Source organism: Brevundimonas sp. CURTG3B2_SDJG, assembly GCF_057364705.1.
The window spans coordinates 1-19302 of sequence record NZ_JBNFOJ010000021.1; the positions used below are offsets into that span (position 1 = coordinate 1).

Annotated in this window: 19 protein-coding genes and 1 pseudogene; 7 read left to right on the plus strand and 13 right to left on the minus strand. The window is 69.2% G+C overall.

What is annotated here, in order from left to right; all coding sequences use genetic code 11:
* The 4 genes from AC2W7C_RS02450 to thrS all read left to right on the plus strand — a co-directional run.
* A partial coding sequence (locus AC2W7C_RS02450; RefSeq protein WP_486000019.1) for an HAD-IA family hydrolase occupies positions 1 to 289 on the plus strand: 289 nt, incomplete at its 5' end.
* A 39-nt stretch (positions 290 to 328) separates the two neighbouring features.
* Positions 329 to 793, plus strand: a complete 465-nt coding sequence (locus AC2W7C_RS02455) for an iron-sulfur cluster assembly scaffold protein (RefSeq protein ID WP_486000020.1) — start codon at positions 329 to 331, stop codon at positions 791 to 793.
* Positions 794 to 835: 42 nt separating this feature from the next.
* Positions 836 to 1081: a membrane protein insertion efficiency factor YidD gene (yidD, locus tag AC2W7C_RS02460; protein ID WP_486000021.1), complete on the plus strand. Its 246-nt coding sequence runs from the start codon at positions 836 to 838 to the stop codon at positions 1079 to 1081.
* 5 nt (positions 1082 to 1086) lie between these two features.
* Entirely contained in the window at positions 1087 to 3012 is a 1926-nt protein-coding gene (gene thrS / locus AC2W7C_RS02465) for a threonine--tRNA ligase (RefSeq protein WP_486000022.1), read from the plus strand.
* A 66-nt stretch (positions 3013 to 3078) separates the two neighbouring features.
* On the opposite strand, the gene AC2W7C_RS02470 is transcribed toward thrS, so the two are convergent.
* From AC2W7C_RS02470 to AC2W7C_RS02520, 11 genes and pseudogenes are all read right to left on the minus strand, one after another.
* Positions 3079 to 4077: a serine hydrolase domain-containing protein gene (locus AC2W7C_RS02470; RefSeq protein ID WP_486000023.1), complete on the minus strand. Its 999-nt coding sequence runs from the start codon at positions 4075 to 4077 to the stop codon at positions 3079 to 3081.
* A gap of 172 nt (positions 4078 to 4249) precedes the next feature.
* A complete protein-coding gene (locus tag AC2W7C_RS02475; RefSeq protein ID WP_486000024.1) occupies positions 4250 to 4555 on the minus strand; it encodes a hypothetical protein in 306 nt (101 codons plus the stop codon).
* A gap of 160 nt (positions 4556 to 4715) precedes the next feature.
* Positions 4716 to 5516, minus strand: a complete 801-nt coding sequence (phnE, locus tag AC2W7C_RS02480) for a phosphonate ABC transporter, permease protein PhnE (protein ID WP_486000037.1) — start codon at positions 5514 to 5516, stop codon at positions 4716 to 4718.
* Between the two features lie 83 nt (positions 5517 to 5599).
* Positions 5600 to 6415, minus strand: coding sequence for a phosphate/phosphite/phosphonate ABC transporter substrate-binding protein (gene phnD, locus AC2W7C_RS02485; RefSeq protein ID WP_486000025.1), 816 nt, complete (start codon positions 6413 to 6415; stop codon positions 5600 to 5602).
* Complete coding sequence (locus tag AC2W7C_RS02490) at positions 6388 to 6600, minus strand: hypothetical protein (RefSeq protein WP_486000026.1); 213 nt, start codon at positions 6598 to 6600, stop codon at positions 6388 to 6390. The genes phnD and AC2W7C_RS02490 overlap by 28 nt, the downstream gene beginning before the upstream one ends.
* Positions 6597 to 7393 (minus strand): annotated as a pseudogene (gene phnC / locus AC2W7C_RS02495) (phosphonate ABC transporter ATP-binding protein). Before phnC ends, AC2W7C_RS02490 begins: the two are co-directional and overlap by 4 nt.
* A gap of 112 nt (positions 7394 to 7505) precedes the next feature.
* Positions 7506 to 8813 (minus strand): serine hydrolase domain-containing protein, encoded by a 1308-nt coding sequence (locus tag AC2W7C_RS02500; RefSeq protein ID WP_486000027.1) that lies wholly within the window; start codon positions 8811 to 8813, stop codon positions 7506 to 7508.
* A gap of 191 nt (positions 8814 to 9004) precedes the next feature.
* Complete coding sequence (locus AC2W7C_RS02505; RefSeq protein WP_486000028.1) at positions 9005 to 10267, minus strand: M16 family metallopeptidase; 1263 nt, start codon at positions 10265 to 10267, stop codon at positions 9005 to 9007.
* Complete coding sequence (locus tag AC2W7C_RS02510; protein WP_486000029.1) at positions 10215 to 11831, minus strand: M16 family metallopeptidase; 1617 nt, start codon at positions 11829 to 11831, stop codon at positions 10215 to 10217. Before AC2W7C_RS02510 ends, AC2W7C_RS02505 begins: the two co-directional genes overlap by 53 nt.
* 97 nt (positions 11832 to 11928) lie before the next feature.
* Positions 11929 to 13905 (minus strand): M16 family metallopeptidase, encoded by a 1977-nt coding sequence (locus AC2W7C_RS02515; protein ID WP_486000030.1) that lies wholly within the window; start codon positions 13903 to 13905, stop codon positions 11929 to 11931.
* A complete protein-coding gene (locus AC2W7C_RS02520) occupies positions 13905 to 14711 on the minus strand; it encodes a M16 family metallopeptidase (protein ID WP_486000031.1) in 807 nt (268 codons plus the stop codon). The genes AC2W7C_RS02515 and AC2W7C_RS02520 overlap by 1 nt, the downstream gene beginning before the upstream one ends.
* 258 nt (positions 14712 to 14969) lie before the next feature.
* On the opposite strand from AC2W7C_RS02520, the gene AC2W7C_RS02525 reads away from it, so the two are divergent.
* Positions 14970 to 16235, plus strand: a complete 1266-nt coding sequence (locus AC2W7C_RS02525; RefSeq protein WP_486000032.1) for a type III PLP-dependent enzyme — start codon at positions 14970 to 14972, stop codon at positions 16233 to 16235.
* Between the two features lie 100 nt (positions 16236 to 16335).
* Positions 16336 to 17388, plus strand: a complete 1053-nt coding sequence (locus AC2W7C_RS02530) for a 1,9-bis(guanidino)-5-aza-nonane synthase (RefSeq protein ID WP_486000033.1) — start codon at positions 16336 to 16338, stop codon at positions 17386 to 17388.
* Here the strand turns inward: AC2W7C_RS02530 and AC2W7C_RS02535 are convergent.
* Together AC2W7C_RS02535 and AC2W7C_RS02540 are read right to left on the minus strand one after the other, a co-directional pair.
* The gene (locus AC2W7C_RS02535) at positions 17328 to 17834 is read right to left on the minus strand and encodes a SpoIIAA family protein (protein WP_486000034.1); all 507 of its coding nucleotides are present in this window, start codon (positions 17832 to 17834) and stop codon (positions 17328 to 17330) included. The genes AC2W7C_RS02530 and AC2W7C_RS02535 overlap by 61 nt on opposite strands.
* 101 nt (positions 17835 to 17935) lie before the next feature.
* Positions 17936 to 18439 carry a PadR family transcriptional regulator gene (locus AC2W7C_RS02540; protein ID WP_486000035.1) on the minus strand — a complete coding sequence of 168 codons (504 nt, stop codon included), beginning with the start codon at positions 18437 to 18439 and terminating at the stop codon, positions 17936 to 17938.
* 48 nt (positions 18440 to 18487) lie between these two features.
* Here AC2W7C_RS02540 and AC2W7C_RS02545 point away from each other — a divergent pair, with 48 nt between their 5' ends.
* Complete coding sequence (locus AC2W7C_RS02545; RefSeq protein ID WP_486000036.1) at positions 18488 to 19132, plus strand: hypothetical protein; 645 nt, start codon at positions 18488 to 18490, stop codon at positions 19130 to 19132.
* The last annotated feature ends 170 nt before the right edge of the window (positions 19133 to 19302 follow it).

The window sequence follows — 19302 nt, forward strand, 5'->3', positions numbered from 1 at the left end:
CCTCGCGCCCCCCGCCGTGCTGATCACCGCCCATGACGTCGAGCGCGGCAAGCCGGACCCCGCCGGCTATCTCGCCGCCGCGGCCGCCGTGGGCTTCCCCGTGACGGATTGCCTGGTGTTCGAGGACGCCGAGGCCGGCGTCCAGGCCGGCGACGCGGCGGGGGCCGATGTGGTGGTGGTCACCGCCACCCACTCCGGAAGCGTCTGGCCGGGACGTCCGACGCTGAACGACTACGGCCGGGCGCGGCTGACCATCCTGGCGGACGGGCGGCTGGAGCTCAGCGTCTGAGCCTTCACCTGATCGTATTTCGACCCTATGTTGAGGCCCATGATCGACGAGCTCTACAGCGCGCGCATCCTGAAGCTGGCGGCCAACCTGCCGCACAGCGGACGACTGCCCGCGCCTGAAGGCAGCGGCGAGCGGGTCGCCAAGCTGTGCGGCTCAAAGGCCGTCGTCGATGTCGTACTGGACGACGCGGGCCGCGTGGCCGCCTTCGCCCAGGACGTGAAGGCCTGCGCGCTGGGCCAGGCCGCCGCCGGGGTGCTGGGCGAAGCAGTGATCGGGGCCTCGGCTGACGAGATCGAGCAGGCCCGCGACGCCCTTCTGGCCATGCTGAAGGCCGGCGGCGAAGGCCCGGAAGGCCGCTTCGAGGGCCTGCGCGCCCTGAAGCAGGTGGCGGACTACCCCGCGCGTCACGCCTCCACCATGGTCGCCATCGAGGCGACGCTGGACGCGGTTCGGGAAGCGCTCGCCCGCAAGGCGCCCGACACCCGAACTCGCCTCGCCGGCTAGCCGGTTGCCCCTTCCCTCCCCGCGAGGGATAAGCGCGGCGACATGGCATCCGGCGGTTCTCTCTACGAACGCGGCGTCCGACTGGCCCATCGCGGGTACAAGGTGACGCTGTCGCCCCTGATCGGGCAGCAGTGCCGGTTCCTGCCGACCTGCTCCGATTACGGGCGGGACGCGCTGATCCAGCACGGCCCGCTCAAGGGGGGATGGCTCACGGTGCGACGCCTCTGTAAATGCCACCCCTTCGGCGGCTCGGGCTACGACCCGGTCCCGCCTCGCAAGATAGACTGACGACGATGATCGATCTCAAATTCCCCGACGGCGCGGTTCGAAGCTTCGAACCCTCGGCCACCGGCCGCGACGTCGCCGCCTCCATCTCGCCGTCTCTCGCCAAGCGCGCGGCGCTGGTCGAGATCAATGGCAAGCAATGGGACGTGGATCGTCCGCTGGAGGTCGGCGGCGACTTCAAGCTGATCATGCGCGACGACCCCGACGCGCTGGAGACCATCCGCCACGACGCCGCGCACATCCTCGCCCAGGCCGTGCAGGAACTGTTCCCCGGCACCCAGGTCACCATCGGCCCGGCCATCGAGGACGGCTTCTACTACGACTTCTTCCGCGAGCAGCCGTTCTCGACCGACGACTTCGCCGCCATCGAGAAGCGGATGGCCGAGATCGTCGACCGCGACGAGAAGCTGGTGCGCGAGGTCTGGGATCGCGACGAAGCCATCGCGATGTTCGAGGCCAAAGGCGAGAGCTTCAAGGCCGAACTGATCCGCGACCTGCCGGCGGACGAAACCATCACCGTCTACCGGACGGGCGACTGGGCGGACCTGTGCCGCGGGCCGCACTTCCCTTCGACCAAGTTCGTGGGCAAGGCCTTCAAGCTGACCAAGCTGGCCGGCGCCTACTGGCGCGGCGACCACCGCAATCCTCAACTGCAGCGCATCTACGCCACGGCGTGGGCGTCGCAGGCGGACCTCGACGCCTATCTGCTACGCATCGAGGAGGCCGAGAAACGCGATCACCGCAAGCTAGGCCGCGCCATGGAGCTCTTCCACATGCAGGAAGAGGGCCGCGGCATGGTCTTCTGGCATCCCAAGGGTTGGGTGCTGTGGCAGGTGATCGAGGCCTACATGCGTCGCCGCCTGGACGCGGCCGGCTATGTCGAGGTCAAGACGCCCCAGGTGCTGGATCGCACCTTCTGGGAGAAGTCGGGCCACTGGGAGAAATACCGGCCCAACATGTTCGTCTGCGAGACGGTCGAGGGCGAGACCCTGTCCCTCAAGCCGATGAATTGCCCGGGCCACGTGCAGATCTTCGGCATCGGCCAACGCTCGTACCGCGAATTGCCGCTGCGCATGGCCGAGTTCGGGGCCTGCCACCGCTACGAGCCGTCGGGCGCCCTGCACGGCTTGATGCGGGTGCGCGGCTTCACCCAGGACGACGCCCACATCTTCTGCCGCGAGGACCAGATCGTCGAGGAGACGGAGCGGTTCATCCGCCTGACCCGGATGGTGCACGCCGACCTGGGCATGGAGACGGCCTACATCAACCTGGCGACCCGGCCCGAGATCCGCGCCGGCTCGGACGAATTCTGGGACAAGGCCGAAGGCATGCTGGCCGAGGCCGCCAAGGCCGCCGGCGTCGATCCGGTGATCGCCGAGGGCGACGGCGCCTTCTACGCGCCCAAGCTGGACTTCGTGGTCAAGGACGCGATCGGACGGGAGTGGACCTGCGGCACGCTGCAGCTCGACTACGTCCTGCCCGAACGGCTGGACGCCACCTATGTCGGCGAGGACGGCCAGAAGCACCGGCCGGTAATGCTGCACCGGGCGATCCTGGGATCGTTCGAGCGCTTTATCGGCATTATGATCGAGAACTACGCCGGGGCCTTCCCGCTGTGGCTGGCGCCGACCCAAGCCGTGGTGGCGACCATCACGTCGGACGCCGACGGCTACGCGGAAGAGGTGGCGGCGAAGTTCAAGGCGGCCGGCCTGCGCGTCGAGACCGACCTGCGCAACGAGAAGGTCGGCTACAAGGTGCGGGAGCACTCCGTCGGCAAGGTGCCGGTCATCGCCGTCGTCGGCCGCAAGGAGGCCGAAGAGGGCAAGGTCGCCTTGCGCCGCCTAGGCAGCCAAGAACAGACGGTGCTGACGGTCGAAGAGGCCATCCGTGTGCTGACGGAAGAGGCGACCCCGCCGGATCTGAGACAAGCCTGACCCGACGATGCCGTAGATGGAAAGCCCGCCTCCGGGATCGGGGGCGGGCTTTTCGTTGAGCAAGGGTCAGGCGTCCTGAACCGCCAGCCACCGGATGATGTCGCGCGCGACGTCCCCGCCGAACGGGGCGTCGTAGTTGCCCAGCACGGAGACGCTCCAGCCGGTCTCCCAGACGATGGCGTGATCGCCGTCGATGCCCGAGTGCGGCCCGCCGCCCCCATGCCCCACAGTGGTGCGGTTCGCGACCGGCCGCACGAAGAAGCCCCGCCCGTAGTTCGCCAGCCCGCCCGGCTGGCGGGTCGTCAGCGACGCGACCGCCTCGCTGGGCAGGATGCGGCCCGACCGCAGCGCGCGCAGATAGCGGGTCATGTCCCCGACCGTCGAATACCCCCCGCCGCAGCTGTTGCCGCGATAGCCGATCGCGTCGTCGTTGGACCGCCGTTCGTCCAGGCCGAGCTGGTCGTTGTCCGGGAAGCGGTAGCCGACGGCCTTCGCGTCCTTGGCCTCGTCCGCCCGCAGGTGCCCGCTCGCGGTCATTTCGGCGGGGGCATAGACCTGTTCCGCCAGCAGGTCGTACCAGCTGCGGCCCGTCGCGGCCTCGAGCACGGCCCCCAGCACCACATAGCCTTCGTTGCTGTAGCCCTGGCCTGTTCCCGGGGTGAAGGCGGGCGCTTCGGCGGCGAAGGCCGGCAGCAGGTCGGCCATCCGCGTGAACGGCGCGCGCCTGTCCCAGTTCGACCGCTCGAACAGGCCGCCCAGGCCCGAGGCGTGGGTCAGCAGATGGTCGATCGTGCAGGCCTCGGCGAACGTCCGGTTCGGATAGTCCGGCAGGACGTCCATGAGACGGGTGTCGAAACCCAACCGGCCTTCGGAAACCAGCCGGCCGACCATCAGGGCGGTGAAGCTCTTGTCCGCAGATCCCAGGTGGAAGGGCGTTCGCACCGTATTGGCGCGACCGGCCGCCTTGTCCGCCAGGCCGACCGCGCCCTGCCACACCGGCTCGCCGTCCGGGGCGACGACCATCACCGCGCCTGAGAAGTCGTCCGTCTCGGCGCCGAACGCCACGCGGCGGGCGATCTCGGCCGCCAGTTCGGCGCGGCTGATCGGCCCGGTCGGCCCTTCGCGGTCGTAGGGTCGGGGCGAGGGGTTGGCCGCGATGTCCAGCGCGCGTCCGGCGCGTCGCGGTCAAGGCGGACCCGAATCCAGCGCGACACGCCCAGCCGGCGCGACCGCAGATTCAGCCGCAATTGGCCCGGCCGGGCGAGGTCTCCAGAAGGTCCATGCCGCCCGTCCGCGCCGCGATCGCCTCAGCCTGCGCCTGGAAGACCTCAAGCGGAGTGCGCGCCTGGCCGCCGGCCGACAGGCGCTCTCGCCAGAAGGCCTCGCGGAGCGCCGGGGTCGCCGTCGGTTCGAACAGGGCCGCGACGGCGGGTCCCAGTCCGGCGTCGCCCGCCTGGGCGAAGACTGCGGAGACGGACAGCATCGAGGGGGCGGCAAGGGCGCCGGCGGCCAGGGCGGCGCGGCGCGTCAGGAGCAGGCTCATGGGAACTCCAGAGAGAGCGTCGCTACAGGTGTAACGGTCGTTCCCCGGGGCTCAACTTAACTATTGGACAGGTGGCCGACGGTCCGGCGTCGCTCCGCATACGAAAGGGCCCGCCTTCGCAAAGAAGGCGGGCCCTGGGGTTTCAGGCTTTCGACCAGAGTCAGAGCAGGCGCTTGCGCATCACCTGCGACAGGGTGTCGATCAGGGTTACCGCCACGACGATGACGATCGCGACCGCCGCCACGCGGTGATAGTCGAACGCCTGGATGCTTTCGAACAGGGTCTGGCCGATGCCGCCTGCGCCGATCAGGCCCAGGACGGTGGCGGCCCGGCTGTTGGATTCGAAACGGTAGAGGGCGAACGAGGTCCACAGCGGGGCGACCTGCGGGATCACGCCCCAGACGATCTCGTGCAGCTTGCCGGCGCCGGTGGCGCGCACGCCCTCGACCGGGCCCTTGTCGATCGACTCGACGGCCTCCGAGAACAGCTTGGCCAGGACGCCGCCGGTGTTCATCGCCAACGCCAGCACGCCGGCCAGCGGGCCCAGGCCCACGGCGACAATGAACAGGGTGGCCATGACCAGGTCGGGAATGGAGCGCAGCAGGTCCATGACCCGGCGCACGGGCCACACCACCCACGCAGGGGCGATGTTGCGCGCCGCGGCCAGGCCCAGCGGAACGGCCAGGAAGACGGCCAGGAAAGTGCCCCACAGCGCGATCTGGACCGTCAGCCACATCTGGCCGGCCAGGCTGCGGTTGGGATCCGTGAAGGTCAGTTTCAGGCTTTCCCAGAAGCTGTCCGTCTGCGGGAAGATGGCGCCCCATTCGGGGTCCAGCAGGTCCTTGCCGTAGATCTGGATGTTCTCGGACTGGCTGAACAGCTTGGGCAAGTTGACCATGTCGACCTTGCCGAAGCTGGCGATCAGCACCACGGCCAGGCCGCCCCACAGCAGGGCGTCCATCAGCCAGGCGGTCAGCGACTTCTTCGGCGCGGCGGGGATCGGCGCGGCGGCGGCCGGAGCCGCGCCGGAAGCGGCGGCGTCGGTCAAGGCTGGACCTCGCGCTTGGCGCGCAGGCGCTGCAATTCACGCTCGGCGGCGGCGACGCTGGCCTGGTCGTTCTTGGCGCGGGCGTCGACCAGCTGTTGGTCGGCGACCATCTCGCGCACCGGGTCCAGGTAGCTGTCGTCGGCGGGGTTGAAGCGCGAGTAGTTCAGGCCAGCCAGCACGCGGCGCTGACGTTCGGCCTCGGCGCCCTCGCCCTGGCCGTAGGTCAGGAAGAAGCTGCGGATCTTCTCCTTCAGCGCCGGGTCCAGGTCCTCGCGGATGACGATGCCCGACTCGGGGATCGGCGGCGACTGCCAGATCTCCTGGATCTGGGCGGCGACCTGCGGGTTCTGGCGGGTCAGGAAGATGGTGTTGACGGTGTTCGAGGTCGCCACGTCGACACTGCCCGTGGCCACGGCGAAGGCGTTGGCCTGGTGGTTGGCCGGACGCACGTTCTTGAAGCACTGGGCCGGAACGACGCCCCGCGGATTGAACAGGAACGTCATCGGGGCGAGTGTGCCCGAGGTCGACTGGGCGTCGCCGATGCCGAAATTGTAGCGCTTGCCGCAGGCCATCACGTCTTCCAGCGTGATGCCCGAGCCCGCCTTGACGATCAGGGTCGAGCGGTAGCTGTCGCGACCTTCCGGATCGACGATGCGGGCCACGACCTCGCCCTGGGCGCGGTCGACGGCTTCCAGGGCCGGCTTGGCCGAGAACCAGGCCACTTGGGTCTGGTTGAAGCGCATGGCCTCGACCAGGACGTTGTAGTTGCCCGCGAAGAAGGGCTTCACCGGCACGCCGATGGCCTTGGACATGTCCTCCAGCAGGGCGCCCACAGCGGACCCGACGAGGCCTGGCCTTCGGCCGACAGGATCGAGAAGGTGATCTCGGTCGGCGTTCCGCCGGCCTTCTTGTTGTCGCCGCCGCCGCCGCACGAGGCGACGCCGAGGACGAGCGCGGCGGCCAGGGCCAGCCGACGGGTGATGCGGGGCAAGCTCATGCCTTGGTTTCCCAGAACGCGTCCTCGAACTCGGGACCGTAGATTTCGATCAGACGCTTGGTGTCCAGCCCGGTCGACGGGCGTCGTAGACGATCTTGCCCCCCTGCAGCGCGATCACGCGCTCGCAGTAGCGGATGGCGTAGTCGACCTGGTGCAGCGTCACGATGACGCCCAGGCCGTCGCGCTGGTTCAGCTCGACCAGCAGCTCCATGACCTTGCGCGCCGAGACGGGGTCCAGCGAGGCGACGGGTTCGTCGGCCAGGATGGCCTTGGCGCCCTGCACCAGGGCGCGGGCGATGGCGCCGCGCTGCTGCTGGCCGCCGGACAGGGTGTTGGCCCGCTGGGCCGCATAGTCCGACACGCCGACGCGGTGCAGGGCGGCCATGGCTTTCTGCTTGTCCGCCGACGGCCAGGCGCCGAGGAAGCCCTGCCAGCCCGGCAGCCGTCCCAGCGCGCCCAGCATGACGTTGGAGAACAGCGACAGCCGGCCGACCAGATTGAACTGCTGGAAGATCATGCCCAGCTTCTGGCGCGCGGCCCGCACCTTGCCGGTGACCCGGCCGTCCTTCTGGACCACCTCGCCGAAGACCGAGATCGTCCCCTTGCCCGGGTCGATCGACTGCAGGCCGGTGATTGAGCGCAGCAGGGTCGACTTGCCCGAGCCGGAGGGGCCGATCAGGGCCACCATCTCGCCGGCCCCGACCTCGACGGAGACGCCGTTCAGGGCCTTTCGGGCGCCGAAGGTTTTGGACACGTCCTTCACGGACGCGACGGCGGCGGTGGCTGTGGTCATGGACACGCTGGAAGCGGTTGCAAGGGCGCGCCGCATGGCCCGAACGGGGCCGCGAGGCAAGTCTTAATGACACGCCCGCGGCGATTTCGTCCAGCGGGACGAAGCGCCGCCGTCAAGGCCGGGTCGCTTCGCGCGCCGCCGTCACCGCCCTGCCGCCGATCCGTTGATAGGTGATCCGGGTCGCAACACCGCCGGCGTCCTCGACAGCCGCGATGAGCACGCCGCTGTCCGGGCCGAACAAGCCATCCGCTGACGGCGTCAGCGGCTCGACGTGGCCGTCGCCCCGATCGAAGATCAGGCCGCCCTCCGGGCCGGCGAGAATTCGGAACGGCGCGATGTCGGCGAGTTCTACGAAGCGATAAACCCCCGAGAACCGCTGGACGATGGCCGGCGAGAGGGGGACGGCCGCGATCGCTGGGGACTCCATCGGGTCAGGCCAACCCTGGACGTCGGCGAGGCCACGCAAAAGCTCTGAGATCAGAGGTTTGGCGTTGTCCGAATTGGTCAGGATCGCGGCGCCCTGACAGCTCTCTGGGTAGAGGACGAGAGCGGAATTATAGCCCTCGTTGGTCCCGTCATGCCCGACACGGCGCGCCCTCCCCTCGCCCGAGACGATGAAGCCCAGGCTGCGGGGTCCGATGTGGGGATGGGTCATGAGCCTGGCCGTCGCCTGCGAGACGATGGCGCCGCGATCGTTCCGATCGGCCTTCATCACCGCGGCCCCGAACCGTGCAAGGTCCGGCGCCGTGCTCCAGAGGCCGCCCGCCGCGAGCTCCGGATACAGATGCCAGCCGCCCAGCACGGCGGATCCGTCCGCCAGATGCCCTACGGCCGCCAGCGCGGCCCGTTCAGCCGATGGTTCGGCGAAGTCGCTGCTTCGCATGCCAATCGGCTCCAGAACCTGCTCACGCATGATCCGGCGGAAGTCGGTTCCGACCGTGTCGACCATCAACTGCTGCGCCACCAGGTAGCCGCCGCCCGAGTAGCGCCACTCCGACCCTGGAACATAAACGACCTGGACCGGCTTGGGTCGCGCGGGTTCTACGCCGTTCAGGGTCTGGATCAGGGTCGGAAGCGCCGAACCCCTCGGATAGCCGCCATAGCCGCGCGGTTCCAGGCCGGCGCTGTGGCTGAGGAGTCCGCGGAGGGTGACGGGATGACCTGCCAGCAGAGGGCTGGACGGCAGCGTCCAGGTCCGGAGCTGGGCGGCCACGTCCTGGTCCAAATCGAACGCGCCGCGCTCGACAAGCCGCAGCGCGCCGAGCGCCGTGACCGGCTTACTCACGGAGGCGGCCTGAAAGAGCGTGTCGGCGACGACGGGCGGCCCGCCGTCACGCAACACACCATAGCCTTGGGCGTCGACGACCTCGCACCCTTCGATGATCGCGATGCTCAGCCCCGGGACCTTCCATCGCGCCATCCGAGCGTCCAGGGACAGCCGTTCCGGCGGCCCGTCGGCCGGGACGATGGCACGGCGCAAGGCGGCCGTATAGTCGGACGGCGCCGCCTGAGCGACCGCCGGACCTAGGGTCGCCAGGGCCGCCGATACGACCAGGCCGGCTGCGCGCCATGCCCGGCCGGATCGGCGGTCTGGCCGCCGGCCGGGGTCGGTCATTGCGCCGCCCGCACCTCGACCGGCAGGCCCAGGGCCTCCAGTTGCGGGCGCACGGTGGCGGCGTCGCCGACCACCACCCAGACGAAGCGCGACGGGTCGACCAGCTGGCGGACCGACTGGTCCAGCGCCTGCGCGGTCATGCTGCGATAGCGGGCCCCGGCCTGCTCCCAGTAGTCGTCCGAGCGGCCGAACAGCTGGTTGGACTGCAGCGCCCCCAGGACCGCGCCCGAGGTCTCGAACTGACCCGCCAGGCGGCGGGTCGCGCCGTCGCGGGTGCGCGCCAGCTCCTCTTCCGTGACGCCCTGGGCGCCCAGGAAGTTCTGGTGGATCGAGATCAGGGCGGCGATCGATTCACCGGTGCGGTCAGCCTGAACCGGCGCGTTGATGATGTAGGGCGAACGGCCCTCCAGCCCGCCGATCGAGCTGCGCGCGCCGTAGGACCAGCCCTTGGTCTCGCGCAGGTCGGCGTTGATGCGGGACAGGAAGCTGGTGCCCAGCACGTCGACGCCCTGGCTGACGACCAGGCGGTCGTCGTCACCGGCCAGTTGCAGGACCTCGCCGCCCAGGATCAGCGACTGCGGCGACTGCGGCCGGTCGATCAGAATGATGCGCGGCTGCACCGCGTCCACGGCCACCGCCGCCTTCTGGCCGCGCGCGGTCGCCGGCGGGGTCCAGTCGCCGAAGCGCTGCTCCAGCTGGGGCAGGATCTCGGAGATCGGACGGTCCGACACCACGTAGATGCGCGCGTTGTCCGGACGGATCCAGGCGTCATGGAACGCCTTCAGTTGGTCGCGGCTCGCGGCCGTGACCACCGCCGGATCGCCCAGGCCGCTGGGACCGCGGCCGTAGGCGCCGTCGTACAGCGTCTCATAGAGCGCCTGCATGCCCAGTCCGGCGGGCGAGGCGCGCTCGGCCCGGATCGCCGCCAGTTGCTGGGCGCGCAGGCGTTCGATCACCGCCGGCTCGAAGTCCGGGCGACGGACGACGTCGGCCAGCAGGTCCAGCGACGCTCCCAGATTGGCGGTCAGCGCCGTCAGGTTGACGGTGGTGCGGTCCATGCTGGCCGTGGCGCCGATGCTGGCGCCCAGACGTTCGCGCTCCTGGGCCAGCGCATTGGCGTCCATCCCGTCCGCGCCTTCGGTCATCGCGCGCAGCATCAGGGATTCGACCCCCAGGGCGTCGGCGCTGTCGGCGGCCCAACCGGCGTCAAACTCGACCGAAACGCGCGTCGAGGGCACGCGGGCCGACTGGGTCGCCACCACTTCCACGCCATTGGACAGGCGGGCGCGGGTGATGGCGGGGAAGTCCAGGCCCGCGACCTCGCCGATCGCCGGGATCGGGTCGCGCGGCGTGGGCCGATAGTCGGACGGCGGGCGCCGAGGAGCGCGCGCCCGCCGGGGCAGCGGCCGCCTCGGCGTAGGCCTCGCGCTCGCCCGGCTCGACCGTCAGATTGTAGGACGGCTTCGTCAGCCAGTTGCGCATCACGTCGCGGACGGCCTCCGGCGTCACCTCGGCCAGTTCGCGCAGCTCAGTCCGGTAGTGTTCGGGATCGCCGGAATAGAGCTGACCCTCGGCCAGCGTCGAGGCGCGGCCGTTCAGCTGTTCCAGGCGGTTGATCCGGCCGGCGATCGACTGGGTGGCGACGCGCTGGATTTCCTCGGCGGTCGGCCCTTCGGCGACGAAGTCGGCGATGATCTGGTCCATTCGGGCCCGGACCGCGGCCGGATCAGCGCCCGGCTTGACGTTCACGGTGACGTCGAACCAGCCGACACGATGGAAAGAGTTGAAGCTGGTCGAGACCGAGACCGCGGTCTGATCGCCGCGCACCAGGGCGTTATCCAGGCGCGACGAGGCCAGGCCGCCCAGCACCGAGGCGGCGACGTCCAACTCGGTGGCGTCCTCGCTCAGCAGACCCGGCGTCGGCCAGTAGCGCTGGATCGAGACATAGGGCACCCGGTCGTGCATCGTCTGCTCGATCGGCGCGGCCAGCACGGGGACGGGGGCCTCGGCGGGGGTGTTGACCGGGCCGCGCGGGATCGAACCGAAGTAGCGGTTCATCAGGGTGCGGGCCGTGGCCGTGTCGATATCGCCGGCCAGCACGACGACGGCGTTGTTCGGGCCGTAGTTCTCGGTGAACCACTGGCGCACGTCGTCCATTGAGGCCGCGTCCAGGTCGGCCATCGAGCCGATGGTCGAGTGACGGTAGGGGTGACCCTGGGGGAACAGGTTCTCGAGGATGGCGTATTCCGTCAGCCCGAAAGGCTGGTTGTCGCCCTGGCGTTTCTCGTTCTGGACGACGCCGCGCTGCAGGTCGAGGGTCTCCTGGCTGATGGCGCCCAGCATGTGGCCCATGCGGTCGCTTTCCAGGTACAGCGCCGTCTCCAGCGCTGGGGTCGGGACGGTCTCGAAATAGTTGGTGCGGTCGAACCAGGTGGTGCCGTTCAGGCTGGTGGCCCCGACGCCGGTCATCCGGTTCAGATAGCTGCCCGGAGCGTTTTCCGAGCCGCCGAACATCAAGTGCTCGAACAGGTGGGCGAAGCCGGTGCGGCCCGCCGGCTCGTCCTTGGAGCCGACGTTGTACCAGACCGATACCGTCACGATCGGGTTGGACCGGTCCTCGTGGACCAGGACCTTCAGGCCGTTGTCCAGGGTGAAGGCTTCATAGGGGATGCTGACCCCGCGCATCAGGTCCGCCACCGAAGCGGCGCGGGCCTGCGCCTGGGCCTGGGACGACGGCGCGGGTTCCGCCGCCTGGACGGCGCCCGCCGCGGTCAGGGCCAGGGCGGCGGCGCCGCTCAGGAAAATCGACTTCAAGGCGGTCACGCGCATCATCAAACCCCCAAAACAAAAGCTGAACCGGACTCGGCCCACGCGCACCTTAGCGGCGGGCGGGCCGAGGGCAAGGACACGAGCCGGCGCCCTATTGAGCGGCGCGGACCTCGACGGGAAGGCCCAGGCCCTCCAGCTGCGGGCGCACGGTGGCGGCGTCGCCGACCACGACCCAGACGAAGTTGGCCTGGCCCAGCAGCCGCCGGGCCTCGCCGTCCAGTTGGGCCGGCGTCAGCTGCGCATAGCGCGCGCCCAGCGTCTCCCAGTAGTCGTCCGGACGATTGAACAGGGCGTTGGACCGCAGGGCGTTCAGGACGGCGGAAGAGGTCTCGAACTGGCCGGGCAGCTGGCGGATGTTGGCGTTGACGATCCGCTCGCGCTCCGCCGACGTCACGCCGCGGTCCGAGAGGAAGCCGCGGTATTGGTCAATGAGGACCTGGATCGACTCCCCCGTGCGGTTCGCCTGGACCGGCGCCGAGATCAGATAGGGCACCTGGCGCTCCAGGTTGGAGGCCGTCCCGCCCAGTCCGTAGGACCAGCCGCGGGTCTCGCGGATGTCCTGGTTGATGCGCGACAGAAAGCCCGAGCCGATCGCCTCGTTGGCGGCGTTGAAGACCACCCGATCGTCCGCGCCGGTGACCGGAAGAATCAGGGCGCCCAGGATGACGGACTGCGGCGACTGGGGCCGGTCGATCAGGACGATACGCGAAGGGCCGGCCGCCGGCGGCGCGCTGAAGTTCTTTTCACCCCGCGGAGTGGCGGGCGCGCTCCAGTCGCCGAGACGCGCGTTGAGCGCCGCGGTGACCTCGGCCAGCGGCCGGTCCGAGACCACGAAGATCTGGGCCGCGTCGGGGCGGATCCAGGTCTGGTGGAAGGTCAGCAGGTCGTCACGGCTCAGGCCCCGCAAGGCCTCGGTCCGGCCCAGACCCGAGAAGGGACGGCCGTACGGATGTCCTTCCCCATAGACGAGCGCCGGCCAGGCGCGCGCGCCCATGCCGTTCGGCGAGCTCATTTCCTGGGCGATCGAGGCCAGCTGTTGGTTCCGGCGCCGTTCCACGTCCGCCGGGGCGAACGCCGGGTTGCGAATCACGTCGGCCAAGAGCCCCAGCGCCGGATCCAGGTTGGCGCTGGGCGCGCTGAGCGTCACCACCGTCCGGTCAACCGTCGCCCCGGCGCCGATGGCGGCTCCCAGCCGCTCTTCCTGCTCGGCGATCTGCACCGCGCTGCGGCTGGTCGTGCCCTCCTTCAGAAGGCCCAGCATCAGGGTCTGAAGCCCGGGCGCCTGGGCGGAATCGGCAGCCACGCCCGCGTCGAACTCGATCGCCACGCGGGTGATCGGGACGGTCGTCGACCGGGCGTAGACCACCTCGACGCCGTTCGACAGGCGGGCCCGCTCCACCGTCGGGAAATCCAGCGGCTTCATTTCGCCCACTGCGGGCATGGGTTCGCGGGCGGTGACTTGCAGGGGTTCAGCCGCCGCCGGCGCCGGACGACTGTCGGCAGCCTCGGCATAGGCCTCGCGCTCGCCGGGATCGACGCGGATGGCCAGCACCGGCCGGGTCAGCCAGCGCTGCATCACCGCCTTCACCGAGGCCGGCGTCACCGCGCCGTACGCCGCCAACTGACGGCGGTAGAAGCCGGGATCGCCGGCGTACAACTCGCCCTCGGCCAGAGTCACCGCCTTGCCTCCGAAGCCGCCGGTCGGCTCAAGCGCCTGCAGCACCTGCGAGATGCGCCGCGTCACGGCGCGCTCGACCTCGGCCTGGGTCGGTCCCTCGGCGATGTAGTCGGCCAGCAGCTGGTCCAGTCGCGCCGAGACCGCCGCCGCGTCGCCGCCCGGCTTCACATTGACATCGAAATCGAACATGCCCAGCCGATGGAAGGGCTGGTAGCTGGCGGTGACCGAGGTGGCGGTCTCGTCGCCGCGCACCAGGGCGTTGTCCAGGCGGGAGCTGGCCAGGCCGCCGAACACGCTGGCCGCCACGTCCAGCGCCGCCGCCTCTTCAGACAACAGGCCCGGCACGACCCAGGTCCGCGACAGCTGGGTGTTCGGCACGCGGTCGTGCATCAGCTTGTCGATGCGCGCCGGCAGGGTGGGGATATCGGCCTGGGCGGGTTCGTTCTGCGCGCGCGCGGGATGTGGCCGAAGTATTTCTGGACCAGGGTCCGGGCGGTCGCCGCGTCGATGTCCCCGGCCAGGACCAGGACAGCGTTATTGGGGCCGTAATTGTCACGATGCCACTGCCTGAGATCTTCCAGGCTGGCGGCGTCCAGGTCGGCCATCGAACCGATGGTCGAGTGGCGGTACGGATGCCCCTCCGGGAAGAGCGATTCCAGCACCGTGTAGTAGACCAGGCCGTAGGGCTGGTTGTCGCCCTGGCGCTTCTCGTTCTGGACGACGCCCCTCTGGTTATCCAGCCGCTCCTGGCTCAGAGCGCCCAGCAGGTGCCCCATCCTGTCGCTCTCCATATAGAGCGCCTGCTCCACCGCCGAGGTCGGAACGGTCTGGAAGAAGTTGGTGCGGTCGAACCAGGTGGTGCCATTCCAGTCGGTGGCGCCCATGGCCCGGAGCGGCTCCATCAGGCCGCCGGGCACGTTCTCGGTCGGATTGAACAGACCGATGTGCTCGAACAGGTGGGCGTAGCCGGTCTGCCCCTGCGGCTCGTCCTTCGAACCGACGTTGTACCAGGCGTGGATGGCGACGACCGGCGCCTTGCGGTCGGTGTGGACGACGACCCGCAGGCCGTTGTCGAGGGTGAATTCCTCGAACGGGATGTCGACGCTGCGCGCCAGTTCCGAGGCCGGGACCTGAGCCGCGGCCTGGAAGGGCGTGGCGGCGAGAAAGACGGCGGCGAGAAGAGCGGCGCGGCGCATGGATACAGTCCCCCGATGGTGTCGGGCCGGGACGGTATCAGCGCCCTTTTCCTCGGCAAGTTACGGCTGAGTCACGTTCGGCGGCCGAGGGCGATCCGCGTGCGGACAAATTCCCCGCAAGTTCAACGCCCGCCTAGAAAAAACCGCTTTACATGACAGGCGCGTGACCCTACATCGCGCTCTCCGGCGGACCCCGTAGGTCTAACGTTGCGCTGCTAACGCCGGTCTGGGTTTAACAATTACAGGGGTTTACGTGAATTGCGCACGTATCCATTTCCCCTGGACCTGGTCCGCGAGCGGTCCCCTGAACGCCCCGTCGCACTTGTGCGACCGCGTTCGGTTTCCGTAGCGGCGCGCTGGTTCCAGGATAATCTGAAAGCCGACGTCTTCTATGCGGTGAAGGCGAACCCTTCGCGCTGGGTCATCGAGACCCTGGTGGAAGCGGGCGTCCGCAGCTTCGACGCCGCCTCGATCGCCGAGATCGAACTGGTGCGTTCGGTCGATCCGGAGGCGCGCATCGCCTTCATGCACCCGGTCAAGAGCCGGGGCGCGATCACGCGCGCCTACTTCGATCACGGCGTGCGCACCTTCTCGCTGGACAGCCATGATGAGCTGGCCAAGATCCTGGACGCCACCGGCCAGGCGACCGACCTGAACCTTGTCGTGCGCATGGGGGTGTCGGCGGACGGCGCGGCCTATTCGCTGTCGGGTAAGTTCGGCGTCTCGCCGGACCAGGCTCCCGCCCTGCTGCTGGCCACGCGCCAGGCGGTCAAGGACGGCCTGATGGGCGTCAGCTTCCACGTCGGCTCGCAATGCATGCGCCCGTCGGCCTATGAGGCGGCGATGGCCCAGGTCGGCCGCGCCATCAGCCGCGCCGGCGTGTTCGTGGACATCGTCGACGTCGGCGGCGGCTTCCCCTCGGTCTATCCGGGCATGGTCCCGCCGGACATGCAGGAATACGCCGACGCCATCCATCGCGGCTTCAACGAGATGCCGGTGTCCGAAACGACCGAGCTGTGGTGCGAGCCTGGCCGCGCGCTGGTCGCCGAGTCGTCCTCGGTCCTATGCCGGGTCGATCTGCGCAAGGGCGACGCGCTCTACCTGAACGACGGGTCGTACGGCGCGCTGTTCGACGCCACGCACTCGCGCTGGCCCTTCCCGACCAAGCTGGTCCGGGACGGCGCCGCCGCGCCGGATCTGAAGCCGTTCCGCTTCTACGGCCCGACCTGCGACTCGATCGACCACATGCCCGGCCCGTTCTGGCTGCCGTCGGACGTTCAGGAAGGCGACTTCATCGAGATCGGCATGCTGGGCGCCTACGGCGTGGCGATGTCGACCGGCTTCAACGGCTATGGCGAGCACGAGATCGCCGTGGTCGAGGACGCCCCGATGGCCTCGCTCTACGGTCTGGCGCCGCGCTCCATCCCGACCGTGCGCACCACGGCGGAAGAGCAGGCCCGCAAGGTGGTTCGCCTGAGCCGCCCGAAGGGCAAGGCCGGCCAGCGGAAGAAGCAACGGCGCTAAACCGTCGCATCCGCGTTGTAATCAGCAGCGGCCCGTCGCTCCGTCCGGGCCGCTGTTCTCTTTTGACGACGGGCGCTCAAACCAAAGGGAAACCCTTGCAATGAACGCTCCCGTTCAATCGAACCAGAAGGCGCAGCTGCTGCAGAACACGGTCGAGCACGTGGACATCACGTCCTTCGACGCCCGCCCGATCATCGACAGCATGCGCAAGATGTCGTTCTCGTCGCGCGACACCGCCCGCGCCGCCGACATCTTCAACATGGCGCTGGAGGACAAGGACTGCTCGCCGTGGCTGATCCTGGCCGGCTCGACCTCGGCCGGCGGCTGCATGCACGTGTACCGCGACATGGTGAAGTTCGGCATGATCGACGCCGTGGTCGCCACCGGCGCCTCGATCGTCGACATGGATTTCTTCGAGGCCCTGGGCTTCAAGCACTACCAGGCCGCCGGAGAGGTGGACGACAACGTCCTGCGCGACAACTACATCGACCGCATCTACGACACCTACATCGACGAGGAAGAGCTTCAGGCCTGCGACCACACCATCCTGGAGATCGCCAACCGCCTGGAGCCGCGCGGTTATTCCTCGCGCGAGTTCATCTGGGAGATGGGCAAGTGGCTCAGCGAGGGCAACGCCAAGAAGCCCGGCTCGCTGATCCAGACCGCCTATGAAGAAGGCGTGCCGATCTTCTGCCCGGCCTTCGTCGACTCCTCGGCCGGGTTCGGCCTGGTCAAGCACCAGAAGGAGCGCGCCGCCGCCGGCCAGCCCTACATGATGCTGGACGCCATCGCCGACTTCCGCGAACTGACCGACATCAAGATCGAAGCCGGCGTCACCGGCCTGTTCATGGTCGGCGGCGGGGTGCCCAAGAACTTCGCCCAGGACACCGTCGTCTGCGCCGAAATCCTGGGGGTCGAGGCCGAGATGCACCGCTATGCGGTCCAGATCACCGTCGCCGACGTGCGCGACGGCGCCTGTTCGTCCTCGACGCTCAAGGAGGCCGCCTCCTGGGGCAAGGTCCAGACGACCCACGAGCAGATGGTCTTCGCCGAAGCCACCACCGTGGTGCCGCTGATCGGCTCGGACGCCTATCACCGTGGAACCTGGAAGACCCGCGAGAAGCGCCGCTGGGCCAAGCTGTTCGGGAAGTAAGACGTTCGAGGTGGAGGCTTCGCCGAGACCAACGAGCGAAGGGGCCGGAGCGATCCCGTCCCTTTTGTCACGCGGAGTTCGTTTCCGGCGGCCCAGGCGATCGCCTGGGCGGTCTGGCCGGGCGCGAACGCCTTCATCGTCACGCCGGGGATGAGCGGATCCCAGAACGCCGCCATGGCCTTCAGCCAGCCCGCGTCCGTCACCAGGGCACAGCGCGGAAACCTGTTCCAGTCGCCGATCCGCTTGGCGTTGTATTGCAGGTCCTTCCACAGCGCTTCGCCGGTCAGGCCATGGAAATCGACCATCTCGGCCACGACGCCGATTTTCGGATGGGCCCCGAGCCTGTCTTCCACGACCGCGATGACCCGATCATAGTCGGCCCCGTCCAAGGTTCCGGCCGCTCGCAGGGCGACCACGTTGTCGGGCGAATCCAGGATTTCGATCATGGCGGCCTCCTCGTCAGGGAGAAACGGCAGCCGGTGAGGGCCGTTCCCACAGTGGAGGGCCGCGATCGCTCGCGACCCTCTCCGAGCCCCGCCGGCGGATACTATTGTCCGCTGATCTCGCGCACCGCCTTCATCAGGCTTTCCACCACCCGCGCGGTCTCCGGATCGCTCCAGTCGCCGGGCTTGGTGACGATGGCCTGCCGCAGGGTGTGCATCGCCTCGCGCACCACCTCAGGCGCCTGTTCGCCCGAAACCCGGCGGGCCGCCAGGGCCATGCGTTGCATGACGCCGTCCACCGCCGCGCGGTTCTCGGCCATCCAGGCCTGGCCGGCCGGCGTCAGCGAGAAGACCTGCTTGCCGCCGTCCTCGACGCCGGCGATCAGCCCTTCGTCCGCCAGCAGGGCCAGGTTGGGATAGACCACTCCCGGCGACGGCGCATAGCCGCCGCCGAACGCGGCCTCAATGGCCTTGATCAGGTCGTAGCCGTGGCGGGGTTCCTGTTCGATCAGGGCCAGCAGCACCAGGCGCAGGTCGCCGGGACCGAACATCCGGCGGCCGCGGCCAGGCCCGCCGTGCCGTCCGCCAGGGCCGCCCCGGCCGAACATGCCGCGTCCGCCGCTCCATCCCTCTCCGCCATCGCGACGAGCGCAGCGGTGGGCGTGCCCGTGGCCGTGGCGATGGCGGCGGTCGTCTTCGTGAAATCCGAACATATGACAGACTCCTTCTTTCGTCATGGTCGAAAGATATATCTAACACGTCCCTCCGCAAGACTCGAAAGATATATTTTTGAACGCGGGTCAACTGGCGGAACCCTCCCCCATGCCCGCCCGCTATATCCGGCGAAGGAGTTCGCCATGCCGCAGCAGCACCAGCCCCAGCAGACCGAGGACGCCCGCGAGGCCGACGACATGGGTGAGAAGCCCGACCTGGGCCGCACGCCCGACGCCCTGACCGAAGCCCTTTCGGGCAGCGACATGGGCTCGGACACGCGCTCGGGATCGCTTCAGGGCGGCGCCGCCGGCGGGTCGGAGAACGATCCGGACCAGGAGACGATCAACGAAACCCTGGCCAGCGAAGGCATGGCGTCGGCGGACCCTCAATCGCCATCGGGTGTTGAGCCGAACGCCGTGAAGAACACCGGCAAGGACCTGAAACGGGCCCGCCGGCGACGCCGCCGAAGGCAAAACGCGGCGACGCCGACGCCGCCACGGGCTGATCCCTTCGAGCGCCGTCACGCGAGCGGCGCCTTGGAGGCGCGAAACCTGCCTTGCCGCCGCCGCACGCTTGGGCCACGGTGAAGCCAACGACACACAGTCTTTCAAGGACGATACGGGATGAAGCGCATGCTTGCGGTCGCCGGACTGGCGACGGCGATGACGGTGATCGGCTGCCAGAAGGCGGACGAAGCCGAACCGACCCAGGCTCCGGCGGCCGCGGACGCCGCCGAGGACGCGCCGCGCGGCGCCAT

Coding starts and splice junctions, on each gene's coding strand:
- AC2W7C_RS02535 (WP_486000034.1), bottom strand. CDS start 17,834: ATGATCGAAATCCTGGATTCGCCCGACAACGTGGTCGCCCTGCGAGCG.
- AC2W7C_RS02530 (WP_486000033.1), top strand. CDS start 16,336: ATGAACGCTCCCGTTCAATCGAACCAGAAGGCGCAGCTGCTGCAGAAC.
- phnE (WP_486000037.1), bottom strand. CDS start 5,516: ATGGACGCCCTGCTGTGGGGCGGCCTGGCCGTGGTGCTGATCGCCAGC.
- AC2W7C_RS02455 (WP_486000020.1), top strand. CDS start 329: ATGATCGACGAGCTCTACAGCGCGCGCATCCTGAAGCTGGCGGCCAAC.
- phnD (WP_486000025.1), bottom strand. CDS start 6,415: ATGTCCAAGGCCATCGGCGTGCCGGTGAAGCCCTTCTTCGCGGGCAAC.
- AC2W7C_RS02515 (WP_486000030.1), bottom strand. CDS start 13,905: ATGCACGACCGCGTGCCGAACACCCAGCTGTCGCGGACCTGGGTCGTG.
- thrS (WP_486000022.1), top strand. CDS start 1,087: ATGATCGATCTCAAATTCCCCGACGGCGCGGTTCGAAGCTTCGAACCC.
- yidD (WP_486000021.1), top strand. CDS start 836: ATGGCATCCGGCGGTTCTCTCTACGAACGCGGCGTCCGACTGGCCCAT.
- AC2W7C_RS02475 (WP_486000024.1), bottom strand. CDS start 4,555: ATGAGCCTGCTCCTGACGCGCCGCGCCGCCCTGGCCGCCGGCGCCCTT.
- AC2W7C_RS02500 (WP_486000027.1), bottom strand. CDS start 8,813: ATGGCGCGATGGAAGGTCCCGGGGCTGAGCATCGCGATCATCGAAGGG.
- AC2W7C_RS02540 (WP_486000035.1), bottom strand. CDS start 18,439: ATGTTCGGCCGGGGCGGCCCTGGCGGACGGCACGGCGGGCCTGGCCGC.
- AC2W7C_RS02520 (WP_486000031.1), bottom strand. CDS start 14,711: ATGCGCCGCGCCGCTCTTCTCGCCGCCGTCTTTCTCGCCGCCACGCCC.
- AC2W7C_RS02490 (WP_486000026.1), bottom strand. CDS start 6,600: ATGAGCTTGCCCCGCATCACCCGTCGGCTGGCCCTGGCCGCCGCGCTC.